The 15,545-nt window shown below is 67.7% G+C and carries 15 protein-coding genes and 1 pseudogene; 11 read left to right on the forward strand and 5 right to left on the reverse strand.

Annotation, left to right across the window (positions count from 1 at the left end; all coding sequences use genetic code 11):
• The first annotated feature begins 378 nt into the window (after positions 1 to 378).
• Both AC57BS_RS04170 and AC57BS_RS04175 read left to right on the forward strand, forming a co-directional pair.
• Positions 379 to 711 (forward strand): rhodanese-like domain-containing protein, encoded by a 333-nt coding sequence (locus AC57BS_RS04170; protein ID WP_496410206.1) that lies wholly within the window; start codon positions 379 to 381, stop codon positions 709 to 711.
• A 97-nt stretch (positions 712 to 808) separates the two neighbouring features.
• Positions 809 to 991: a DUF8730 family Cys-rich protein gene (locus tag AC57BS_RS04175; protein ID WP_496410207.1), complete on the forward strand. Its 183-nt coding sequence runs from the start codon at positions 809 to 811 to the stop codon at positions 989 to 991.
• A 186-nt stretch (positions 992 to 1,177) separates the two neighbouring features.
• Here AC57BS_RS04175 and AC57BS_RS04180 read toward each other — a convergent pair whose 3' ends face one another.
• The 4 genes and pseudogenes from AC57BS_RS04180 to mobF all read right to left on the reverse strand — a co-directional run.
• Positions 1,178 to 1,843, reverse strand: a complete 666-nt coding sequence (locus AC57BS_RS04180; RefSeq protein WP_496410208.1) for an ArsR/SmtB family transcription factor — start codon at positions 1,841 to 1,843, stop codon at positions 1,178 to 1,180.
• Positions 1,836 to 3,149, reverse strand: a complete 1,314-nt coding sequence (locus AC57BS_RS04185) for an MFS transporter (protein WP_496410209.1) — start codon at positions 3,147 to 3,149, stop codon at positions 1,836 to 1,838. The genes AC57BS_RS04180 and AC57BS_RS04185 overlap by 8 nt, the downstream gene beginning before the upstream one ends.
• A 628-nt stretch (positions 3,150 to 3,777) precedes the next feature.
• The gene (locus AC57BS_RS04190) at positions 3,778 to 6,012 is read right to left on the reverse strand and encodes an ATP-dependent DNA helicase (RefSeq protein WP_496410256.1); all 2,235 of its coding nucleotides are present in this window, start codon (positions 6,010 to 6,012) and stop codon (positions 3,778 to 3,780) included.
• A 255-nt stretch (positions 6,013 to 6,267) separates the two neighbouring features.
• Positions 6,268 to 7,292 (reverse strand): annotated as a pseudogene (mobF, locus tag AC57BS_RS04195) (MobF family relaxase); the annotation flags it as partial.
• Positions 7,293 to 7,652: 360 nt separating this feature from the next.
• On the opposite strand from mobF, the gene AC57BS_RS04200 reads away from it, so the two are divergent.
• Genes AC57BS_RS04200 through AC57BS_RS04240 form a run of 9 tightly spaced genes read left to right on the forward strand, consistent with a single transcriptional unit; the run spans position 7,653 to position 14,554 of the window.
• On the forward strand, positions 7,653 to 8,279 hold the full coding sequence (locus AC57BS_RS04200; RefSeq protein ID WP_496410210.1) for a hypothetical protein: 627 nt from the start codon (positions 7,653 to 7,655) through the stop codon (positions 8,277 to 8,279).
• A 26-nt stretch (positions 8,280 to 8,305) separates the two neighbouring features.
• Positions 8,306 to 9,223, forward strand: a complete 918-nt coding sequence (locus tag AC57BS_RS04205) for a hypothetical protein (RefSeq protein WP_496410211.1) — start codon at positions 8,306 to 8,308, stop codon at positions 9,221 to 9,223.
• 29 nt (positions 9,224 to 9,252) lie between these two features.
• Positions 9,253 to 9,927 carry an SAF domain-containing protein gene (locus AC57BS_RS04210; protein ID WP_496410212.1) on the forward strand — a complete coding sequence of 225 codons (675 nt, stop codon included), beginning with the start codon at positions 9,253 to 9,255 and terminating at the stop codon, positions 9,925 to 9,927.
• A gap of 4 nt (positions 9,928 to 9,931) precedes the next feature.
• Positions 9,932 to 10,693, forward strand: coding sequence for a hypothetical protein (locus AC57BS_RS04215; RefSeq protein WP_496410213.1), 762 nt, complete (start codon positions 9,932 to 9,934; stop codon positions 10,691 to 10,693).
• Positions 10,690 to 12,168 carry a TadA family conjugal transfer-associated ATPase gene (locus tag AC57BS_RS04220; RefSeq protein ID WP_496410214.1) on the forward strand — a complete coding sequence of 493 codons (1,479 nt, stop codon included), beginning with the start codon at positions 10,690 to 10,692 and terminating at the stop codon, positions 12,166 to 12,168. Before AC57BS_RS04215 ends, AC57BS_RS04220 begins: the two co-directional genes overlap by 4 nt.
• Positions 12,165 to 13,022 carry a type II secretion system F family protein gene (locus AC57BS_RS04225; protein WP_496410215.1) on the forward strand — a complete coding sequence of 286 codons (858 nt, stop codon included), beginning with the start codon at positions 12,165 to 12,167 and terminating at the stop codon, positions 13,020 to 13,022. Before AC57BS_RS04220 ends, AC57BS_RS04225 begins: the two co-directional genes overlap by 4 nt.
• Positions 13,019 to 13,921 (forward strand): type II secretion system F family protein, encoded by a 903-nt coding sequence (locus AC57BS_RS04230; RefSeq protein WP_496410216.1) that lies wholly within the window; start codon positions 13,019 to 13,021, stop codon positions 13,919 to 13,921. Before AC57BS_RS04225 ends, AC57BS_RS04230 begins: the two co-directional genes overlap by 4 nt.
• Positions 13,922 to 13,953: 32 nt before the next feature.
• Positions 13,954 to 14,139, forward strand: a complete 186-nt coding sequence (locus AC57BS_RS04235; protein WP_193599407.1) for a hypothetical protein — start codon at positions 13,954 to 13,956, stop codon at positions 14,137 to 14,139.
• On the forward strand, positions 14,108 to 14,554 hold the full coding sequence (locus tag AC57BS_RS04240) for a TadE/TadG family type IV pilus assembly protein (protein WP_496410217.1): 447 nt from the start codon (positions 14,108 to 14,110) through the stop codon (positions 14,552 to 14,554). The genes AC57BS_RS04235 and AC57BS_RS04240 overlap by 32 nt, the downstream gene beginning before the upstream one ends.
• A 163-nt stretch (positions 14,555 to 14,717) precedes the next feature.
• On the opposite strand, the gene AC57BS_RS04245 is transcribed toward AC57BS_RS04240, so the two are convergent.
• A complete protein-coding gene (locus tag AC57BS_RS04245; protein WP_496410218.1) occupies positions 14,718 to 15,500 on the reverse strand; it encodes a phosphotransferase in 783 nt (260 codons plus the stop codon).
• Positions 15,501 to 15,545 lie beyond the last annotated feature (45 nt).

Raw genomic sequence — 15,545 nt, forward strand, 5'->3', positions numbered from 1 at the left:
GGGCCACGGCCACGACGTCGTCGCGGAACTCTTTGGGGTAGGGCTTTGCCACGGGGGACATCCTTCCGCCTGAGGCCGAAACCTCAGAGGTCAGGTGTCAACCGAACTCGGGGCAGACCCCGAAGACGATGTCGTGAGTCGTCACGATGCGCTCGAAGTCCTCGGCGCTCAGGTTCACGGTGCCCATGTGTCTTCTCTCTTCCTCCGGGTCTCTGACAGGTTCGTGCCCAGCAGAACCTTGATACCCCCGGCCGTATTCCAATTTCGCAACCGCGAGCACCAAGCACGACTTGGACATACCCCCGGGGGTGTGTATGGTCGACACGAACGCATACCCCGCCAGGTACCTCGCAACACGCGAAAGGACGATCGACACCGATGAGCGGACGCACACCTGAGATCGACGTCGAACACCTTGCCGCCGCGCGCGATGGCGAAGGGATGCTCATCGATGTCCGCGAATCAAGTGAGTACATCGCAGGCCACGTCCCTGGCGCCAGGCTGATGCCGATGACTCGCTTGGCCACTTCACTCAGCGAGCTGGACAAGACCCGGTCGGTGTTCGTGGTCTGCGCCTCCGGGAATCGCAGCGCTGCCATGACCGACTTCCTCGTGGCGAGCGGGTACGACGCGTACTCGGTGGTCGGCGGCACTACCGCATGGGTCCGCTCTGGCCGGGCTCTCGAGCTTGGCGCCCCGACGGTCGGCTGATCAGCGCAGTTCGGAACGCGGCCTAAGCAGTGTTCCTCCTTCGACAACGAGTTCCGTTCCTTTCCTCTTCCCACACACAGTTATCGGAGTAGCACCCATGTGCCGAGCAACCCGATGCAAGACCTGCGGCAAGACCACGTGGTCCGGCTGCGGGCAGCACATCGCCCAGGTGAAGGCCGGCGTCCCCGCCAAGGACTGGTGCAACGGCCAGCACACTGCGGCCGAGAAGGCCGCCAGCGGTCGAGATCGCGGGTTTTTGTCCCGCCTCTTCGGCCGCTGATCCCCTGAACTGGTGGGGACGCGCCCTCCCCCGAGCGCGTTCCCACCTTCCTGGACCATCGCCTCTAGAGGCCAAGGTGCAGAGAAGCCCCGAGCCACCATGTCGCACCTGTCGGCGCGCGGAACCATTTGGCGTCGCTGACGGTGAGGCTGCCCTCCAGGCTCACACTCCGTTGAAAGCGACCGGTCAGGCCCCGCCGGTCTCGACGGGCATGCCCGCGACGCGCCACTCGAGGACCCCGTCGCTGGCCCGCACGGCGTCGAGCCCCTCGGCGTTGAGGAGGCGGACGGCGTCGTGGGCCAGCACGCAGTACCTGCCGCGGCAGTACGCGATCACCTGGTGATCGCGGGGCAGCTCCCCGATCCGGTCGTTCAGCTCCTCGAGCGGGATGTGGATGGCCCCGGGAAGGTGCCCGGCGTCGTACTCCGGCTCGGGCCGGACGTCGAGGACGACGGCGGCCCCGTCAGCGAGTCGGCGCAGCAGCTCGTCGGTGTCGACGGCGATGGTGTCCTCGGGGCCGAGGTAGGCGCGCCGGGCGAGCTCCGTGTGCGGGCGGTGGGTCTGCGCCACCCGCCTCAGGTGGTCCCAGAGCCCGGCGACCTCGGTCCCGGCGAGCGAGTAGTAGATCCGCCTGCCGTCGCGCCGGGACTCCACGAGACCCGCCTCCCGCAGGGTCTGCAGCTGCGCAGAGCAGGTGCTCGTCCCCAGCCCAGCAGCGTCCGCGAGGCTCTCGACGCTGCGCGGGCCCTGGCTGAGGAGGTCGAGCAGCTCGAGCCTCCCGGGGTTGCCGAGCGCCTTGCCGACCGCGGCGAACTCTGCGAACAGCGCGTCCTTCCCCGCCCGGTCACCCATGCGTGGTCTCCTCGCTGGCCGACGCGGCCGGTCGGTGGTGGGTCTCGTACATGCGCACGGCCACGACGAGCCCGGATGCGGCGGTGAGGGCGGCCACGGTCCACACGGCAGCGGCAACGCCGAGGGCGTCGGCGACGACGCCGGCCAGCAGGGCCCCGGCGGCGAATCCGCCGTCGCGCCACAGCCGGTAGACGCCGACCGCGCGTGCGCGCCAGGCCGGGTGGGCCACGTCGCCGATCGAGGCGAGCAGGGTCGGGTAGACCATCGCCGTCCCGGCTCCGAGGAGCACCGCGGCGACCGCCCACGCGGGGAACGTGTCGGCGAGGGCGATCAGCGCGAGCGCGAGCGCCTGGATCCACATGCCTGCGGCGATGAGCCACTTGCGGCCCCACCGGTCGGAGAGCGCGCCGGTGACGAGCTGGCCGACGCCCCACACGGCGGGGTAGAGGGCAGCGAGGACGCCGATCTCGCCGACCGAGAGGCCAGCGCTGGCGAAGAGGATCGGGAACAGGCCCCAGGCGAGGCCGTCGTTGAGGTTGTTGACCAGGCCGGCCTGGCTGGCCGAGGAGAGAGCGGGCTCCTTGAAGCTGGTCTGCACGAACACCTGACCGTTGGTGAGCTCGCCGCGGAGGTGATCGTGCTTGCCGTCGATCCGGGCGACGTGCCCGGCAGCCTCGAGCCGGGCGTGCTCGCGGGTCTCCTGCACGCCGAGTGTCGACAACCCGAGCCCGAGCGCGGCGAAGGCGATGCCGAGGAAGAACGGCTCCGGCCGCAGCCCGTACGACTCCGCGACGTAGCCGGTGGCCAGCGCGGTCGCGGCGACGGCCGCGTAGCCGGCGGCCTCGTTGAACCCCATGGCGAGGCCGCGACGCGCGGGTCCCACGAGGTCGATCTTCATCACGACCGTCGTCGACCAGGTCAGGCCCTGGCTCACGCCGAGCAGCACGTTGGCGACGATGATCCAGGTCCACGACGGCGCCCAGATCAGCATGAGGGGCACCGGCACCGCGACGAGCCAGCCTGCGACCAGGACCGGCTTGCGGCCGAAGCGGTCCGACCAGGTGCCGGCGAAGTAGTTGGTGGCCGCCTTGGCGATGCCGAAGGCCAGGATGAAGCTCAACCCTGCGGTGTAGGCCGTGATGCCGAACTCTTCCTGGCCGAGCAGTGGGAGCACGGTCCGCTCCTGCCCCAGCATGCCGCCGACCAGGGCGTTCACGACGACGAGCAGGATGAACTGCGCGGCGTTCTGGCGCAGTCCGAGCTCGATGTGACGTCCGGTGCCACCGGTTCGGGTGTCGGCGGTCAATCTAATGCTCCTTCCGGGTGGCGGCTGATGATGGAGCGGAACATACGTCATTCCATGAAATCATGGATAATTAGGCTAGCGAGCACTCTTGGAAGGAAGAGGCGGACCGGGGCGGCAATGGCCGCGCGTCCACTACTGCTTGGCCTCCTTTGTCCTTCCCACGCGGGCCCCCTGCGGGCTCACCCGCTGCCCACGATCAAGAAGACCGCCGGGCACGGACTCCGTGCATATGTGCCACTACTCCCCTGATGGGTGTCAAAGCTCCCATCACAGCGAACTTCACCGCGTTCCAGAAGAAGAGCAGCACCAGGGCGTTGAGGTAGCCCGGGCCACCACCATCGACGGCATTTGCGCACAGGCTCGCGCAGAATAGGTAGGCCGGAACCACGGTCAGCGCGACAGGAGCAGCCCACGCAAGCCCCGGCGGGGTCTGCAGCCAATCCAACGCTCGATTGGACGGTAGGCCAGCGCGCGAATAGCCACGGACTATGGCGCTGAGGGTCCAGAGCAAACCCAGCATGACGATCTCCTTCCAGAGTCTCATCTGCCTACCGGACCCGGCGACGCTGCCGGACGTGGATCGTCTGCGCATGTGGACAATCGCCGAACGGCGGTCTTTTGGTCTTGATCAACCGATGAACTGTCCCGGCACGCGCGCGCTTCCGCTGTACGCGCTGCAGGCTGATAGCTCGCGCTGAACGACGCGAGCTCGGCCGATCGCCCGCCGAGCTTGGGTGGCGTCGAGCTTCTGAGCCTCGGACCGCGGCTCGTCCAGCGCACTTAATGTGACCACCTGGTAGCGATCGCGGTAGGCGGCCACTGTCCTGACGTCGTCCAACCAGCGGCCATGGGCTGCGTCTTCCTTCGGCGGCGTGCCGAGGCGTCTGAGCCAGGGCTCGTTCCTTTTGGCCGCCAAGTCAGCGAGTGCCTTGGCTCGTGACTCCATCAGCGTCTGCCGCGCATGCAAAGCGGCGCTCATCTCCGGGCTCATCGGGCCCTCGGCCAGGGGGATCAATCCGACGATGTAGTTGGGCTCGCCTAGGCCCATCGCGCGTTCGGAACGCGCTGCCCTGCGGAGTCGACCGATCAGTACGGCTCCTACGTCTTGGGCGTCTTGGAGTGATCGCAGTGCGACGAGTGCCGGCAGGAGACGGTCGACGTCATGACGATTCGCCTCGGCACGCCGCAGCGCAGCAGTGAGCGGCCCGAACGAGTCGGATCCGAGCACCGCGTCGAGCTGCTCGTCCGTCAACCCGCAGGTCTCCATCAAGCCGATCCATCGGTCCCGCTGGGCAACAGCAGCGATGGTCTCGTACTCCGCCGCGAGCTGCGCGATGGATGACCACTTCTCTTGCTCCTCGACGATTGTCTGGTGGGCGGACGGTTGTGCTCCCGCGTGCTTTAGCACGCCGAACAACACGGTGCGTGCGCTCACCTCGTCGGACCCCGGCGGGACGTGAACCTCATCTGGCTTGTCCAGCGCGACGTAAGCGATGTTCGCCTCCCTCCCCCGCGTCATGGAGACATAGAGACTCTCGCGAGCGGTCGCAGACGAGACGACGACATGGGAGGTGTCAACGGTGAGGCCTTGGGCGCGGTAAGCAGTAACGGCGTACCCGAGGTCGACGTGCTCCGCGACGTACGCCGCGGTCAACGTGACGGAGCCGGCGCCCGTACCGTCTCTGGACACGGTCATCGAACCGTCCTTGTTCACGTGGCTGACGCGCCAACGGTCGCCATTGCGGACCCATCCCTCTTGCGCGGCGTGTAGGCGGCGGTCATTTCGGCGAGTGATCACGAGATCACCCATCGACGCCCGCGTCCCGTCAGCGAGACTCACCTCGATACATCCACCTGGATCGCCCCCCGCGATGCGGTCGGCGCGAGCGCGGGTGTTGAGGTACGTCACCGTCTCCGTGGCATCCGCCACGAGGATCGCACTACGACCAGACCGGACGTCATCCCTCCACGCGAGGTACGCGGCGTCCATCATCTCTTCGGTAGTGCCCCCACGGACACGGTCGTGCTGGATGTACGTGCCGATGACCTCAGTGCAGCCGAAGCGCAGGTCGAGCGACGCGGCCTTCTCCCACTCGTTGCTGAAGCGGTGGACCTCGGTGAGCTCAGGGGTGTCGGGACGAGATGAGGCCAGGAGGGTGAATGCACCGCCGGCGTTGACGGATTGGAGCTGCGCCCAGTCCCCCACCAACAGCAACTTCGCACCGGCATCGGCTGCGAGAGCCGCGAGTCGGTCGAGAGCCAAGGTGCCGGCCAGTGTGGCTTCGTCGATAATCACGAGCTGTCCCTGCTGGAACTGCGCCCGCCCGCGGTCGTACTCGTGGAGCCACTTGGCGGTGTTCTCGCACCCGATGCCGAGGTCTTCGGCAAGCACCTGAGCGGCGAGAGCGCTCGGAGCGAGGCCGACGACACTGTTCTCCCCTTGCGCCTTCGTCCAGGCTGTCTTCAGGGCGTGCATGGCGGTGGTCTTACCGGCGCCGGCCGGACCGACGAGAAGGTCGACCTGCCGCCCGGACACGGCGATCCGCGCGAGAGTCTCGACCTGCTCAGCACTCAACAGGTGTTGCGTGCGAGCCACGCGCTCGATGACATCCCGGCTGACTGACGGAGCCGTGAGGTCGGTCGATCGAGCCAGCAACCGGTCCTCGGCCGAGAGCAGCGCCTCGGACGTGAAGACCATCGAGTGCCGCGGTCGGAACACGGACGAGCCGTCCTCTCGCCGGAAGACCTCGGGGCTGGTTGCCAACTCCGGTGGAGTCAGCGACTGCGACTGACCTTTCGCAACGTCGACGACCATCCCAACTACTGCTTCGCGGTCCTCGACACTGGCAAAGCGCCACCCCATCGTCTGTCGGGACGCCTCAGCCCAAAGGTTCCAATGTCGCCACGTCGAACGCTTTTCGCTGACCGACCTGACCACCGAGGCGCCCAGCGCGGCAACGACGTCGAGCGGGATGTCATCGGCCCGCAGAGTTGGACGGGCGACCGGACCGGCTGTGATTGTGCGGGCCCAATCAATTGCGCTGACACCCAGAATCGGGTGCGCCCGTTCCCGCCATGCGGTGGTGAGGTCGAACAGCGATCGGATGACCTTCTCGGGACGCGTGACAAGCGTCGCCTTCGCTCGCAGCTCGATGATCCGCGTCGCGGATGGGCGACGCCCGTGGCGGGCAACGTACTCCCGGACCAGACGGTCGGCCTCCTTGTCAACCATGCGCGAGCGACCTGAAAACTCGTGGATCAGCGATTCCGGGACGGACACCAGCTCCCAGGCAGCGTTGTGGTTCTTGCCCCTGTCGCGCTGCTCCCACTCGATCCCGAAAGTGAGTGTCATCCGGTCTGCGAGCACGGCGTTGTAGTGCGCAGACATGGCGACGACACCGGCGTGCAGTGGTCGTCCGTCCAGACTGCGCCAGCGCCCGTCCTCCGCGGTCTTGACCTTGTTGGAGATGACGACGTGCGTGTGGAGCTGCGGGTCACCAAGACGTGAATCCCAGTGGTCGTACGCCGTCGCGACGATCCCGACGATGTCGGCCTGGGCCACTGCGCCGTCGCCGGCGGCCACTCCTCTCCGCGTGGCGGCGACCTCGCGCTCGAGGAACGCGACTACTTCGTCTAGGGCCTGGTGATGAGCCTCGAGGATGAGTGCCTGGGTTCCCGAGTCCGCGACTCCCCAGAGCGCGGAGACTGACTTGGGGACGCTGAAGGTGAAGTCGTAGCCAGCGACGGCACGTCGTGTGCCAGCAGCCACTTCTTCGTGCGCGATGGTGGCCGCAGCCTCGATGCGCTGTTCGGTGCTGAGGTCACGAGGAAGCCTGGATACCCGAGCCGCGACCCGGGCCCTCACCCCGTCGTATTCGGGGAACGCCCGACCCAGCGGGTCGCCAGTCATCGGGTCTCGACCTGTACCGAGCAGCAGTGCGAGTTGTTGGGCGTCACTTCGTCCCCTCGCCTGATCTCGCCGTTGCCGAGCGCGTGGAGCCCTGAGCCGAGCCATCGGCCTGGTGGCGTGCCCGCCTCCGTGTAGTACCTCGTGAGCGGAGTAGCAGCGCCCATGTCGCGATCTCCACGGACCACGCTTTTGAGCAAATAGTCGTAGCCCCGGCCCGCCGACATCACCCGCATCGAGACGGTCACTCACGCACCTCCTTGGCATGCAGGTGCCGAAGTTGTTCCAGAGGCGGCCAGGCGGCTAATTGTCCACAGGCCGCAGACCCACAGAGCCCACCTCGTTCTGCAAACGGTGTATGTCGAGAAGGACGACGTGCAGGGCGAGGACGGGCGGACGGATGTGGACCGGCGATCGCACCTGGAGGGCAGCGAACAGATCAGTCAGGAGCGAGGAAGGAAAATCATGGGAGACAGTTGCGTGGGACGAGTAGTCAGTGCGTCAATTGGTCCTGACGGAGTTCAATCCGGAAGTCACAAAGTTCTCCGCCAATTCCTTCTCGGGGCGCCCTCGTGAGGGAAGTCAGGAACTCGGCGATGACGATCTCACGGGTAGCCCACGCACTCGCGACTGCAGCACTCCTGCTGGCCGCAGTGACTGCCTGCGCCGACGACGAGCCGGGCCCACCCGCAAGTGACCCGCCGAGCACAGCCGACCCCGTCTCACCGCCGGCGACCTCCGCAACGACGCCCAGGACCAGCAGCGAAGCAGCCGCTGCGGACGCGTCGGCACTGGTGCGGTCCTTCTATGCCGTTCGCGACGAGCTCCGCACGGACCCGGCGGTGAAGCTCACCAAGCTCCGCAGCGTCGCCATCGGCGGGGAGCTCTCTGCTCAAAGAACCTTGTTCGCCCGAGAGCGCGAACAGGGCCAGCACCAGACCGGCCACACGAAGATCGCCGAGCTCACGGTTGAGGGAGTCGTATTGGACAACTCTGATCCCGAAGGCGGTCGGGTACCCACGGTCCAGGTTGACGTTTGCTACGACGTCGGGGGCGTCGACATCCTCGACAGCAAAGGAACGTCGGTTGTCAGCGATGACCGACCCGACACCGGGTGGATTCGCTACTTGGTCTCCAACTACAACTTTGAGGCGGACCCGCGGGGTTCGTGGCGTGTCGCCTCGAGCCAGAATCTCGAGCGCCCGCCATGCGATCGCGCATAACGCGAGTCTTGACTCTCCTCATGGTCATGGCACCTCTGCTGCTGCTTGCCCCGGCCCCGGTCTTCGCGGACACCGAGTGCCAGGTCAATGACCCGCAAACCGGTGTCTGCCTCGTCTGGGTGGAGGTGCCCGGAACTCCCAGCACCCCCGGTGAAGAAGGTGATGACGTTCCGGTGGAGACGGGCGGCGGGGAGTCGTGCGTGTGGGATGGCACGGCTCTCGGTATCACGCAGCCCCCGCCGGGGCCGGTGCCGTGTTCGTCGGATGCGGGCTACTGGTCCAACGGCTTGAACTGTTACATCCAGCTGGCGACGCCGGTGCCACCCGCTGGAGACCCCGCCTGGCAGGGGCACGAACCAGGCGACGGCGCCGTCTACCACTGCTACCAACCGCAGACCGGGATCCTGGTCTACCTCTGGTCGCAGGATCCGCCCCCCGACTCAGGCACCACGCCGACGCCTGGCGAGGTCGCCCGGCTCGCGATCGAGGACATGCAGCTCAAGGCGATCAACATCGGGCTTGCCCCCGAACCCGGCCCGGGCAGCGTAGGTCTGGTCGGGATGCCGGTCTGGATGTGGGCCGCAGGCCCTGACGACCACACGTTCGGGCCGATCACAGCGAGCGCATCGGCCGGCGGGATCACGATCACTGCCACGGCCAGGGTTCACAGGGTCACGTGGGACATGGGTGATGGCACCGAGGTGGTGTGTCGTAACGCGGGAACGCCGTACAAGGCGGAGTACGGCAGGAAGCAGTCGCCCACCTGCGGCCATGTCTACGCGACGTCGAGCTCGCGGGAGCAGGACGGCAGGTTCACCGTCACGGCGAGCTCGGACTGGGTCGTGGCGTGGACGGGGGCTGGGCAGTCGGGGGTGATCCGCCTGAACGGACTACGGCGATCGGTCGCGGTTGCGGTCGGGGAAGCGCAGGTGCTCGTGCAGTAGCGGGCGCCGCGACCGGAGAGGTATCGAACATGACCAGCACCACCACGAGGAACGGTAGGAGCGTTGAGCGCGGGTCGACCCCTCCCTCCCCTCCACTCGTACCGCCTCCCAAGCTCCGGCGTCGGCCGGCATTGGTGGCGGGTGCTGTCGCCGCGATCTGTGTCGGGGCACTGCTCGCCGCTTGGGCCTGGACGTCGACCACGAACACGCAGGAGGTCCTGGTCGCGCGGTCCACCATCGAGCGCGGCTCACTGATCACGGAAGACGACCTCGCGCGGGTCCGGATCAGCGCTGATCCAGCCCTCTCCCCCGTGGCCGCCTCGGCGTTCAACGACCTTGTCGGGAAGCGGGCCGCGCTCGACATCGCTGAGGGCGGGCTGATCACGGCTGGGGCCACCACGACGGAGTCGGTTCCAGGGGACGGCGCTTCGATCGTCGGGGTTGCTCTCTCCGCAGCTCAGTCCCCAGGGATGGCGCTGCAGGCTGGTGACGTGGTGCGGCTCGTAGTCACCCCGCCACCGGGTGGTGAGCCGTCGTCAGGCCCTCCGGCGTTCAACGATGCTGAGGTCGTGGGGGTCAACTACGACCCCGAGAGCGGAGTCATGGTCGTCGACGTACTGGTCCCGCATGCCGATGCCACCGTGCTCGCCGCACGTGCCGCCACCGGCAACGTCGCGCTCATCCTCGATTCGCGGGAGAGGTGAGGTCATGGCCGTCATCGCGCTCACCTCGGCGTCCGGGTCGCCGGGTGTCACCACGACCGCACTGGGCCTGACGCTCCTCTGGCCGCGACCTGTGCTGCTGGTCGAGGCCGATCCGACGGGAGGCTCGGGGCTTCTGTCGGGTTTCTTCCGCGGCACACGGGAGTACGAGTCCGGGCTGATCGAGCTCGCCTTGTCGTCGTACGACATCTCCGACGCGCTACCGGGCGTGGTCCAGCCGATCGTTGGCTCGACGGCGGGGTTCATCGCTGGCACCCGATCTCACGCTCAGTCGGCGGGACTGCGCGACCTGTGGCAGCCACTGTCGGGAGCGTTGGCCGATCTCGACACGACCGGGCAGGACGTGATCGTCGACTCCGGACGTCTCGGTCTGGTCGGGGCGCCCGAACCGCTGCTCGCGAACGCAGACGTGTCACTCCTCGTCACCCGGACCACGCTCCCCGCCCTGGCTGCGGCGAGATCGTGGTCCGAGACGGTGAGGAAGGCCACGGCATGGCGTGATGCATGCGCCCTGCTCGTGGGTGAGGGCCAGCCCTACTCCCGCAGGGAGGTGGCGTCCGTGCTGGGACTGCCGGTGGTGGGCGCTGTCGCCGAGGACAGAGACGCCGCAGCCGTCTACCACCGTGGAGCCGCTCCCCCGCGGCGCTTCGAAACCGGTCCGCTCGTACGGAGCCTGCGGGCGACAATCGAGGCGATCCAGGCACGCATTGCTAGCGAGCGCACCGAGCTGGCGGAGGCCACTCGATGACCAGCCGGGCTGAGATCGACACCCCCGTCGAGGCGGCCGACGTCACCAGGCTGCCGCTGTTTGCCCAGACGATCCCGCCGCTCGGAAGCCCCGTGGTTGGACGTGAGCCGGCAGGCGTCAACCCCCCGGATCCGTCACAAGCATCAAACCTCGACTGGGGTTTGGTGGCCGCACTGCGTGCTCAAGCCTCCGAGCAGCTGAGCCAGTCGATCGCTGCCGATCGGGCTCGACTCGGTCCAGCATCACAGCAGGAGCTCGGCCGCTCCATCGTGCTGGAGCTGATCGACAGCGCACTGGCCGACGAGGTCAACGCCGGTGGCACAGCCTGGACGATCGCCCATCAGGACGCCATGGCCCGTGCGGTCTTCGACGCACTGTTCCGGCTCGGTCGTCTCCAGCCGCTTGTGGACGACGACCGCGTGGAGAACATCATCATCACCGGGCACGACCGAGTCATGCTCGAGCTCATCGATGGTTCCGTGACCCGAGGATCGGCCGTCGCGGACTCCGACGAGGAGCTCATCGACTTCCTGGTCTTCCTCGCCTCCCGTAGCGAGGTCAATGCCCGCGGATTCTCCGAGGCCCAGCCGAAGCTGCACCTGCGCCTCGACGGCGGTGCCAGGCTCGCCGCTGCGGCGTGGGTGACTCCTCGGCCGTCGGTCGTGATCCGCCGCCACCGCCTGATGAGCATCACGCTCGATGAGCTCGTCGACCGAGACATGCTTTCACCGGTCGCGGCCTCCTTCCTCCGTGCCGCCGTACGTGCTCGCAAGAGCATCGTCGTGTCCGGCAGTCAGGGAGCCGGCAAGACCACGTTGGTGCGCGCCTTGTGTGCCGAGATCGACTCGCTCGAGGCCATCGGAACCTTCGAGACCGAGTACGAGCTGCACCTCCACGAGCTCGATCGCCACGAGATCGTCCACGCCTGGGAGGCCCGACCAGGCTCAGGCGAGCGGGGCCTCGACGGCAGGCAGGCCGGGGAGTTCACCCTCGACGAGGCCTTGGTCGACTCATTCCGCTTCAACCTGTCGCGCCAAATCGTCGGCGAGGTCCGAGGCAGAGAAATCTGGGCGATGATCAAGGCGATGGAGTCCGGGACTGGATCCATCTCCACCACCCACGCCTCGGACGCGGTGGCAGCCGTCCGCAAGCTGGTCACCTGCGCGATGGAGGCCGGGCCCCACGTCACCCACGGCTTGGCGACCAGCAAGCTCGCCGCCACGATTGACCTGATCGTGCACCTCGACCTGCGCACAACGGCCTCCGACGGGGTCTCACATCGACATCGCCAGGTAGCCGAGATCATTGCCATCGAACCTGGTGAACGCGATACCGGCTACGCCACCACGCACGTCTTCACCCCCGACCGCAGCGGTAGGGCCGCGCCAGCGGTGTTGCCCGACGCCTACCGGAGCCTGGTTGCTGACGGCTTCGATCTCTCCGGCTTCCTCGCCCAGCAGGACGCACGGCCATGATCGTCCTCGTCCCTGCACTCAGTGGCGCGCTGATCGTGGCCGGAATCCTCGGACTCGTCGCCGGTCTACGACGCGTGGAGATCCCCGCCCCCAAGCCATCAACGGCGCGCTGGGGACGGCTCGGTGGCATGTCCCGCCGAACGCGGACCCTTATCGCGGCGGGTGTGGTGTCCGGGCTGGTGGCATTCTTGGTCACCGGGTGGGCCCTCGCCCTCGTCGCCCTCCCGGTTGCTGTCGTCGGTCTGCCGACCCTGCTCGCCTCGCCGCCCGCAGCTGCTCGCATCCGCCGGCTGGAGGCGATGGAGGAATGGACCCGCGCCTTGTCCGGCGTGCTGACGGTCGGCGTCGGTCTCGAGCAGGCCCTCGTGGCCACGTTGCGGTCGACCCCGGACGCGATCGCTCCCGAGGTGACTCGCCTGGTGGCCCGGCTGCGTGCCCGCTGGGTCACCGAGGACGCCATCCGAGCCTTCGCCGACGAGCTCGACGACGCCACCGGCGACCTCGTCGCAGCCAATCTGATCCTCGGAGCCCGCCGCCGCGGCGCCGGGCTGGCAGCCGTGCTCGAAGGACTGGCCGAGTCGGTCGCAGCCGACGTACGCGCCCGCCGCCAGGTCGAGGCGGACCGGGCCAAGCCTCGCTCGACGGCACGGTGGGTCACCATCATCAGCGTCGGCGTCCTCGTGATCCTCGCGGTCTCGGGGACGTACGTCGAGCCGTACCGCAGCCCGTTCGGTCAGGTCATCCTCGCGGTCCTGCTCTCGGCCTACGTCGCCACACTGGTGTGGATGCGGCAGATGGCGATCGGTCGTCCACTCCCCCGCTTCCTTGATCACCAGCCGGGAGCGAACCGATGACGACTGGGCTGCAGCTCGCGTTGCTCGCGGGAGCCATGGTCGGGCTGGGCCTCGTCCTCCTGGCGGCCCGACTGATGCCGGCGGAACCCGACCTCGCCGACGCCCTCCGCCGCTTGACGCCGACCCGCGCGCCCCGGGCAGACACATCAGGATCCGCGGCCGCGGGCAAGGAACGCATCGGGGTCTGGGCGATCCGCGCGCTCCCTCCCGGCGTGTGGGTCCGCACCCCCACACGGGAGCTCGCGCTGCTGCGAGTCCCGCTCGCACGGTTCTACGGGGACAAGATCGTCTTCGCGTTCCTCGGATTGCTCATCCCACCCCTCCTCGCCGCCTTCCTCGAGTTCCTCGACCTCGGGCTCCCGCTGACGATCCCCGCCTTCGCGTCCCTGGGGTTGGCCGTGGTGATGTTCTTCCTGCCCAACTACAACGCCATCGATGAGGCGAAGAAGGCGCGCCTCGAGTTCACTCGCGCCCTCGGCGCCTACATCGGGCTCGTCGCTCTGGAGCGCAACAACGGTTCGGGTGTACGCCAGGCCATGGAGGCAGCGGCCGAGATCGGGGACTCATGGGTCTTCCAACGCCTCAACGAAGAGCTGACGCGCTCCCGATGGTCAGGGCTCCCACCCTGGGAGGCCCTGCACACCCTGGCCGACGAGCTCGGACTCCCCGAGCTGGACGACTTCGCCGACATCATGCGCCTGTCCGGTGAGGAAGGTGCCAGCGTGTACGCCAACCTGCGTGCCCGCTCCGCAGCGATGCGCACCGCGATGCTCAACGACGAGCTCACCCAGGCCAACGCAGTCGGCGAGCGGATGACCATCCCCGGCTCATTGCTGGGCGTCATCTTCATGGCGCTGCTCGTCGCCCCGTCGCTGCTCCGGATGTTCGGCAACACCTAACCCAGAACGAACTCGAAGGAAGGAAGCAAACGATGCTCCAGATCTGCACTGCACTGATCAGGCTCAAGATCGAGCTGACTGCCCGGGCAGACCCTGACGAGCGTGGCTCGGTCACCACCGAGCACGTCCTGTGGGCCGTGGCCGTCATCGGGATCGTGGCCATCGTCGTCGCGGCGGTGAGGACCTATGTCACGACGCAGGCCGGCAACATCCAGTAGGCGCAGCGACCGCGGCTCCGCCACCATCGAGCTGGTCATCCTGCTGCCCGCACTGTTCGCGGTCATGTTCATCGGAGTTCAGGCCGCGCTCTACCACCATGCCCGCGAGGTGGCGATCGCCGCCGCCCAGGAGGGGGCTCGCACAGCCGCAGGCGAACACGGCAGCGAAGCCGCCGGCTCCACGGCCGCGACGTCATTCGTCGCCGATGCTGGCGGTGACGACGTCCTGGCCGATGTCGCCGTCTCGACGAGCCGCTCCGCCGGCACCGCGGTCGTCATCGTGACCGGACGCAGCCTCAGCGTCGTTCCCGGCTGGAACCCCGTCGTACGGCAACGCGCCAGCATGCCGGTCGAGAGAGTGACTGCGCCCTCCGGTGAGTTCACGAATACTGAAGGGTCTAGCGGTGGGAACTGACGGCTTCAGCCTCTCACGCAGCGCCGCGGTGGCCGCGGGTTCGCGAACCCACGCCACCAGGGGCAGCTACGGATGCTGCCCGGCGGTCGAGACGGCGCTCGAGGAGCAGCCACGATTGGTCAGCACTCACCGCGGGCGGACTCGTCGGAGCCTGGTTGCGGGGTCAGCTGATGAGGGTCCGATGGTCGCGCACCCAGGCGATCTCGGCGGCGTCCTGCTCGAGGGCGCCCTCGGCGACCCAGGTGCGTTGTGGTTCCTGTCCCTGCTCGGCGAGAGCTCGAACGAGATCGCTTGTCGCTTGCATGCGCTTGGTCACGGCGTCGACGACGTCGAATGCCGGCAGATTGCCGTAGGCGTCGAGGAAGACCTGGATCCTGTGGTTCCTGTCTGGGACCTCCGGGAAGTGATGCCATTCCAAGGCGAGTTCGTCGGAGCGGAGCGGAGCGAACCACTGCAGGGCGTATGCGACGTCGTCGATGCGGGGGGCGGGGTGGAGGTAGTCCCAGTCGATCAGGGCGACTGCCTCGTTGTCGTGCCAGATGAAGTTCCATGGTCCGGGGTCGCCGTGGCAGTAGACGATGTCGTCGCCGGGCACGCTTGGCGCACCCCACACGGCATCGGTGGGCGGGGTCCAGTCACGACCCGCTTCGTGGATCCGCCTCAGGAGGCGGGCGGCGGAAGCGAGGCCTTGGTCGGTGTGCTGGTGGTACCAGCCCTCGCCCCCGTCGGCGCCTGCGATGAATCGCAGTGTCTCGACGCCATCGTTGACACCCAGAGGCTCAGGAACGCAGTCGAGGCCTTGGCTTCGCAGATGGCGCAGAAGGCTGTGCACGGTGCTCGTGCCGTCAGCGGCTGGCCGACTCACTACTTCGCCATCAATCCCTATGGGGCGGAATTCCTCGTTGACCTGCTCGGCGCGAGCGCCTGCTTCGAGTGCGTCGTCCATGGCCGCACTCTTGTTGACAGCGGGGCAGCTCCGCAACGGAGTTTC

The organism is Nocardioides sp. BGA-UO-ETr-FS32, from assembly GCF_059567905.1.

What these genes read in the sequence shown, in the direction of transcription:
- AC57BS_RS04170 (WP_496410206.1), top strand. Translation starts at nt 379, where the DNA reads ATGAGCGGACGCACACCTGAGATCGACGTCGAACACCTTGCCGCCGCG.
- AC57BS_RS04175 (WP_496410207.1), top strand. Translation starts at nt 809, where the DNA reads ATGTGCCGAGCAACCCGATGCAAGACCTGCGGCAAGACCACGTGGTCC.
- AC57BS_RS04180 (WP_496410208.1), bottom strand. Translation starts at nt 1,843, where the DNA reads ATGGGTGACCGGGCGGGGAAGGACGCGCTGTTCGCAGAGTTCGCCGCG.
- AC57BS_RS04190 (WP_496410256.1), bottom strand. Translation starts at nt 6,012, where the DNA reads ATGGGGTGGCGCTTTGCCAGTGTCGAGGACCGCGAAGCAGTAGTTGGG.
- AC57BS_RS04200 (WP_496410210.1), top strand. Translation starts at nt 7,653, where the DNA reads ATGACGATCTCACGGGTAGCCCACGCACTCGCGACTGCAGCACTCCTG.
- AC57BS_RS04205 (WP_496410211.1), top strand. Translation starts at nt 8,306, where the DNA reads ATGGCACCTCTGCTGCTGCTTGCCCCGGCCCCGGTCTTCGCGGACACC.
- AC57BS_RS04210 (WP_496410212.1), top strand. Translation starts at nt 9,253, where the DNA reads ATGACCAGCACCACCACGAGGAACGGTAGGAGCGTTGAGCGCGGGTCG.
- AC57BS_RS04215 (WP_496410213.1), top strand. Translation starts at nt 9,932, where the DNA reads ATGGCCGTCATCGCGCTCACCTCGGCGTCCGGGTCGCCGGGTGTCACC.
- AC57BS_RS04220 (WP_496410214.1), top strand. Translation starts at nt 10,690, where the DNA reads ATGACCAGCCGGGCTGAGATCGACACCCCCGTCGAGGCGGCCGACGTC.
- AC57BS_RS04225 (WP_496410215.1), top strand. Translation starts at nt 12,165, where the DNA reads ATGATCGTCCTCGTCCCTGCACTCAGTGGCGCGCTGATCGTGGCCGGA.
- AC57BS_RS04230 (WP_496410216.1), top strand. Translation starts at nt 13,019, where the DNA reads ATGACGACTGGGCTGCAGCTCGCGTTGCTCGCGGGAGCCATGGTCGGG.
- AC57BS_RS04235 (WP_193599407.1), top strand. Translation starts at nt 13,954, where the DNA reads ATGCTCCAGATCTGCACTGCACTGATCAGGCTCAAGATCGAGCTGACT.
- AC57BS_RS04240 (WP_496410217.1), top strand. Translation starts at nt 14,108, where the DNA reads ATGTCACGACGCAGGCCGGCAACATCCAGTAGGCGCAGCGACCGCGGC.
- AC57BS_RS04245 (WP_496410218.1), bottom strand. Translation starts at nt 15,500, where the DNA reads ATGGACGACGCACTCGAAGCAGGCGCTCGCGCCGAGCAGGTCAACGAG.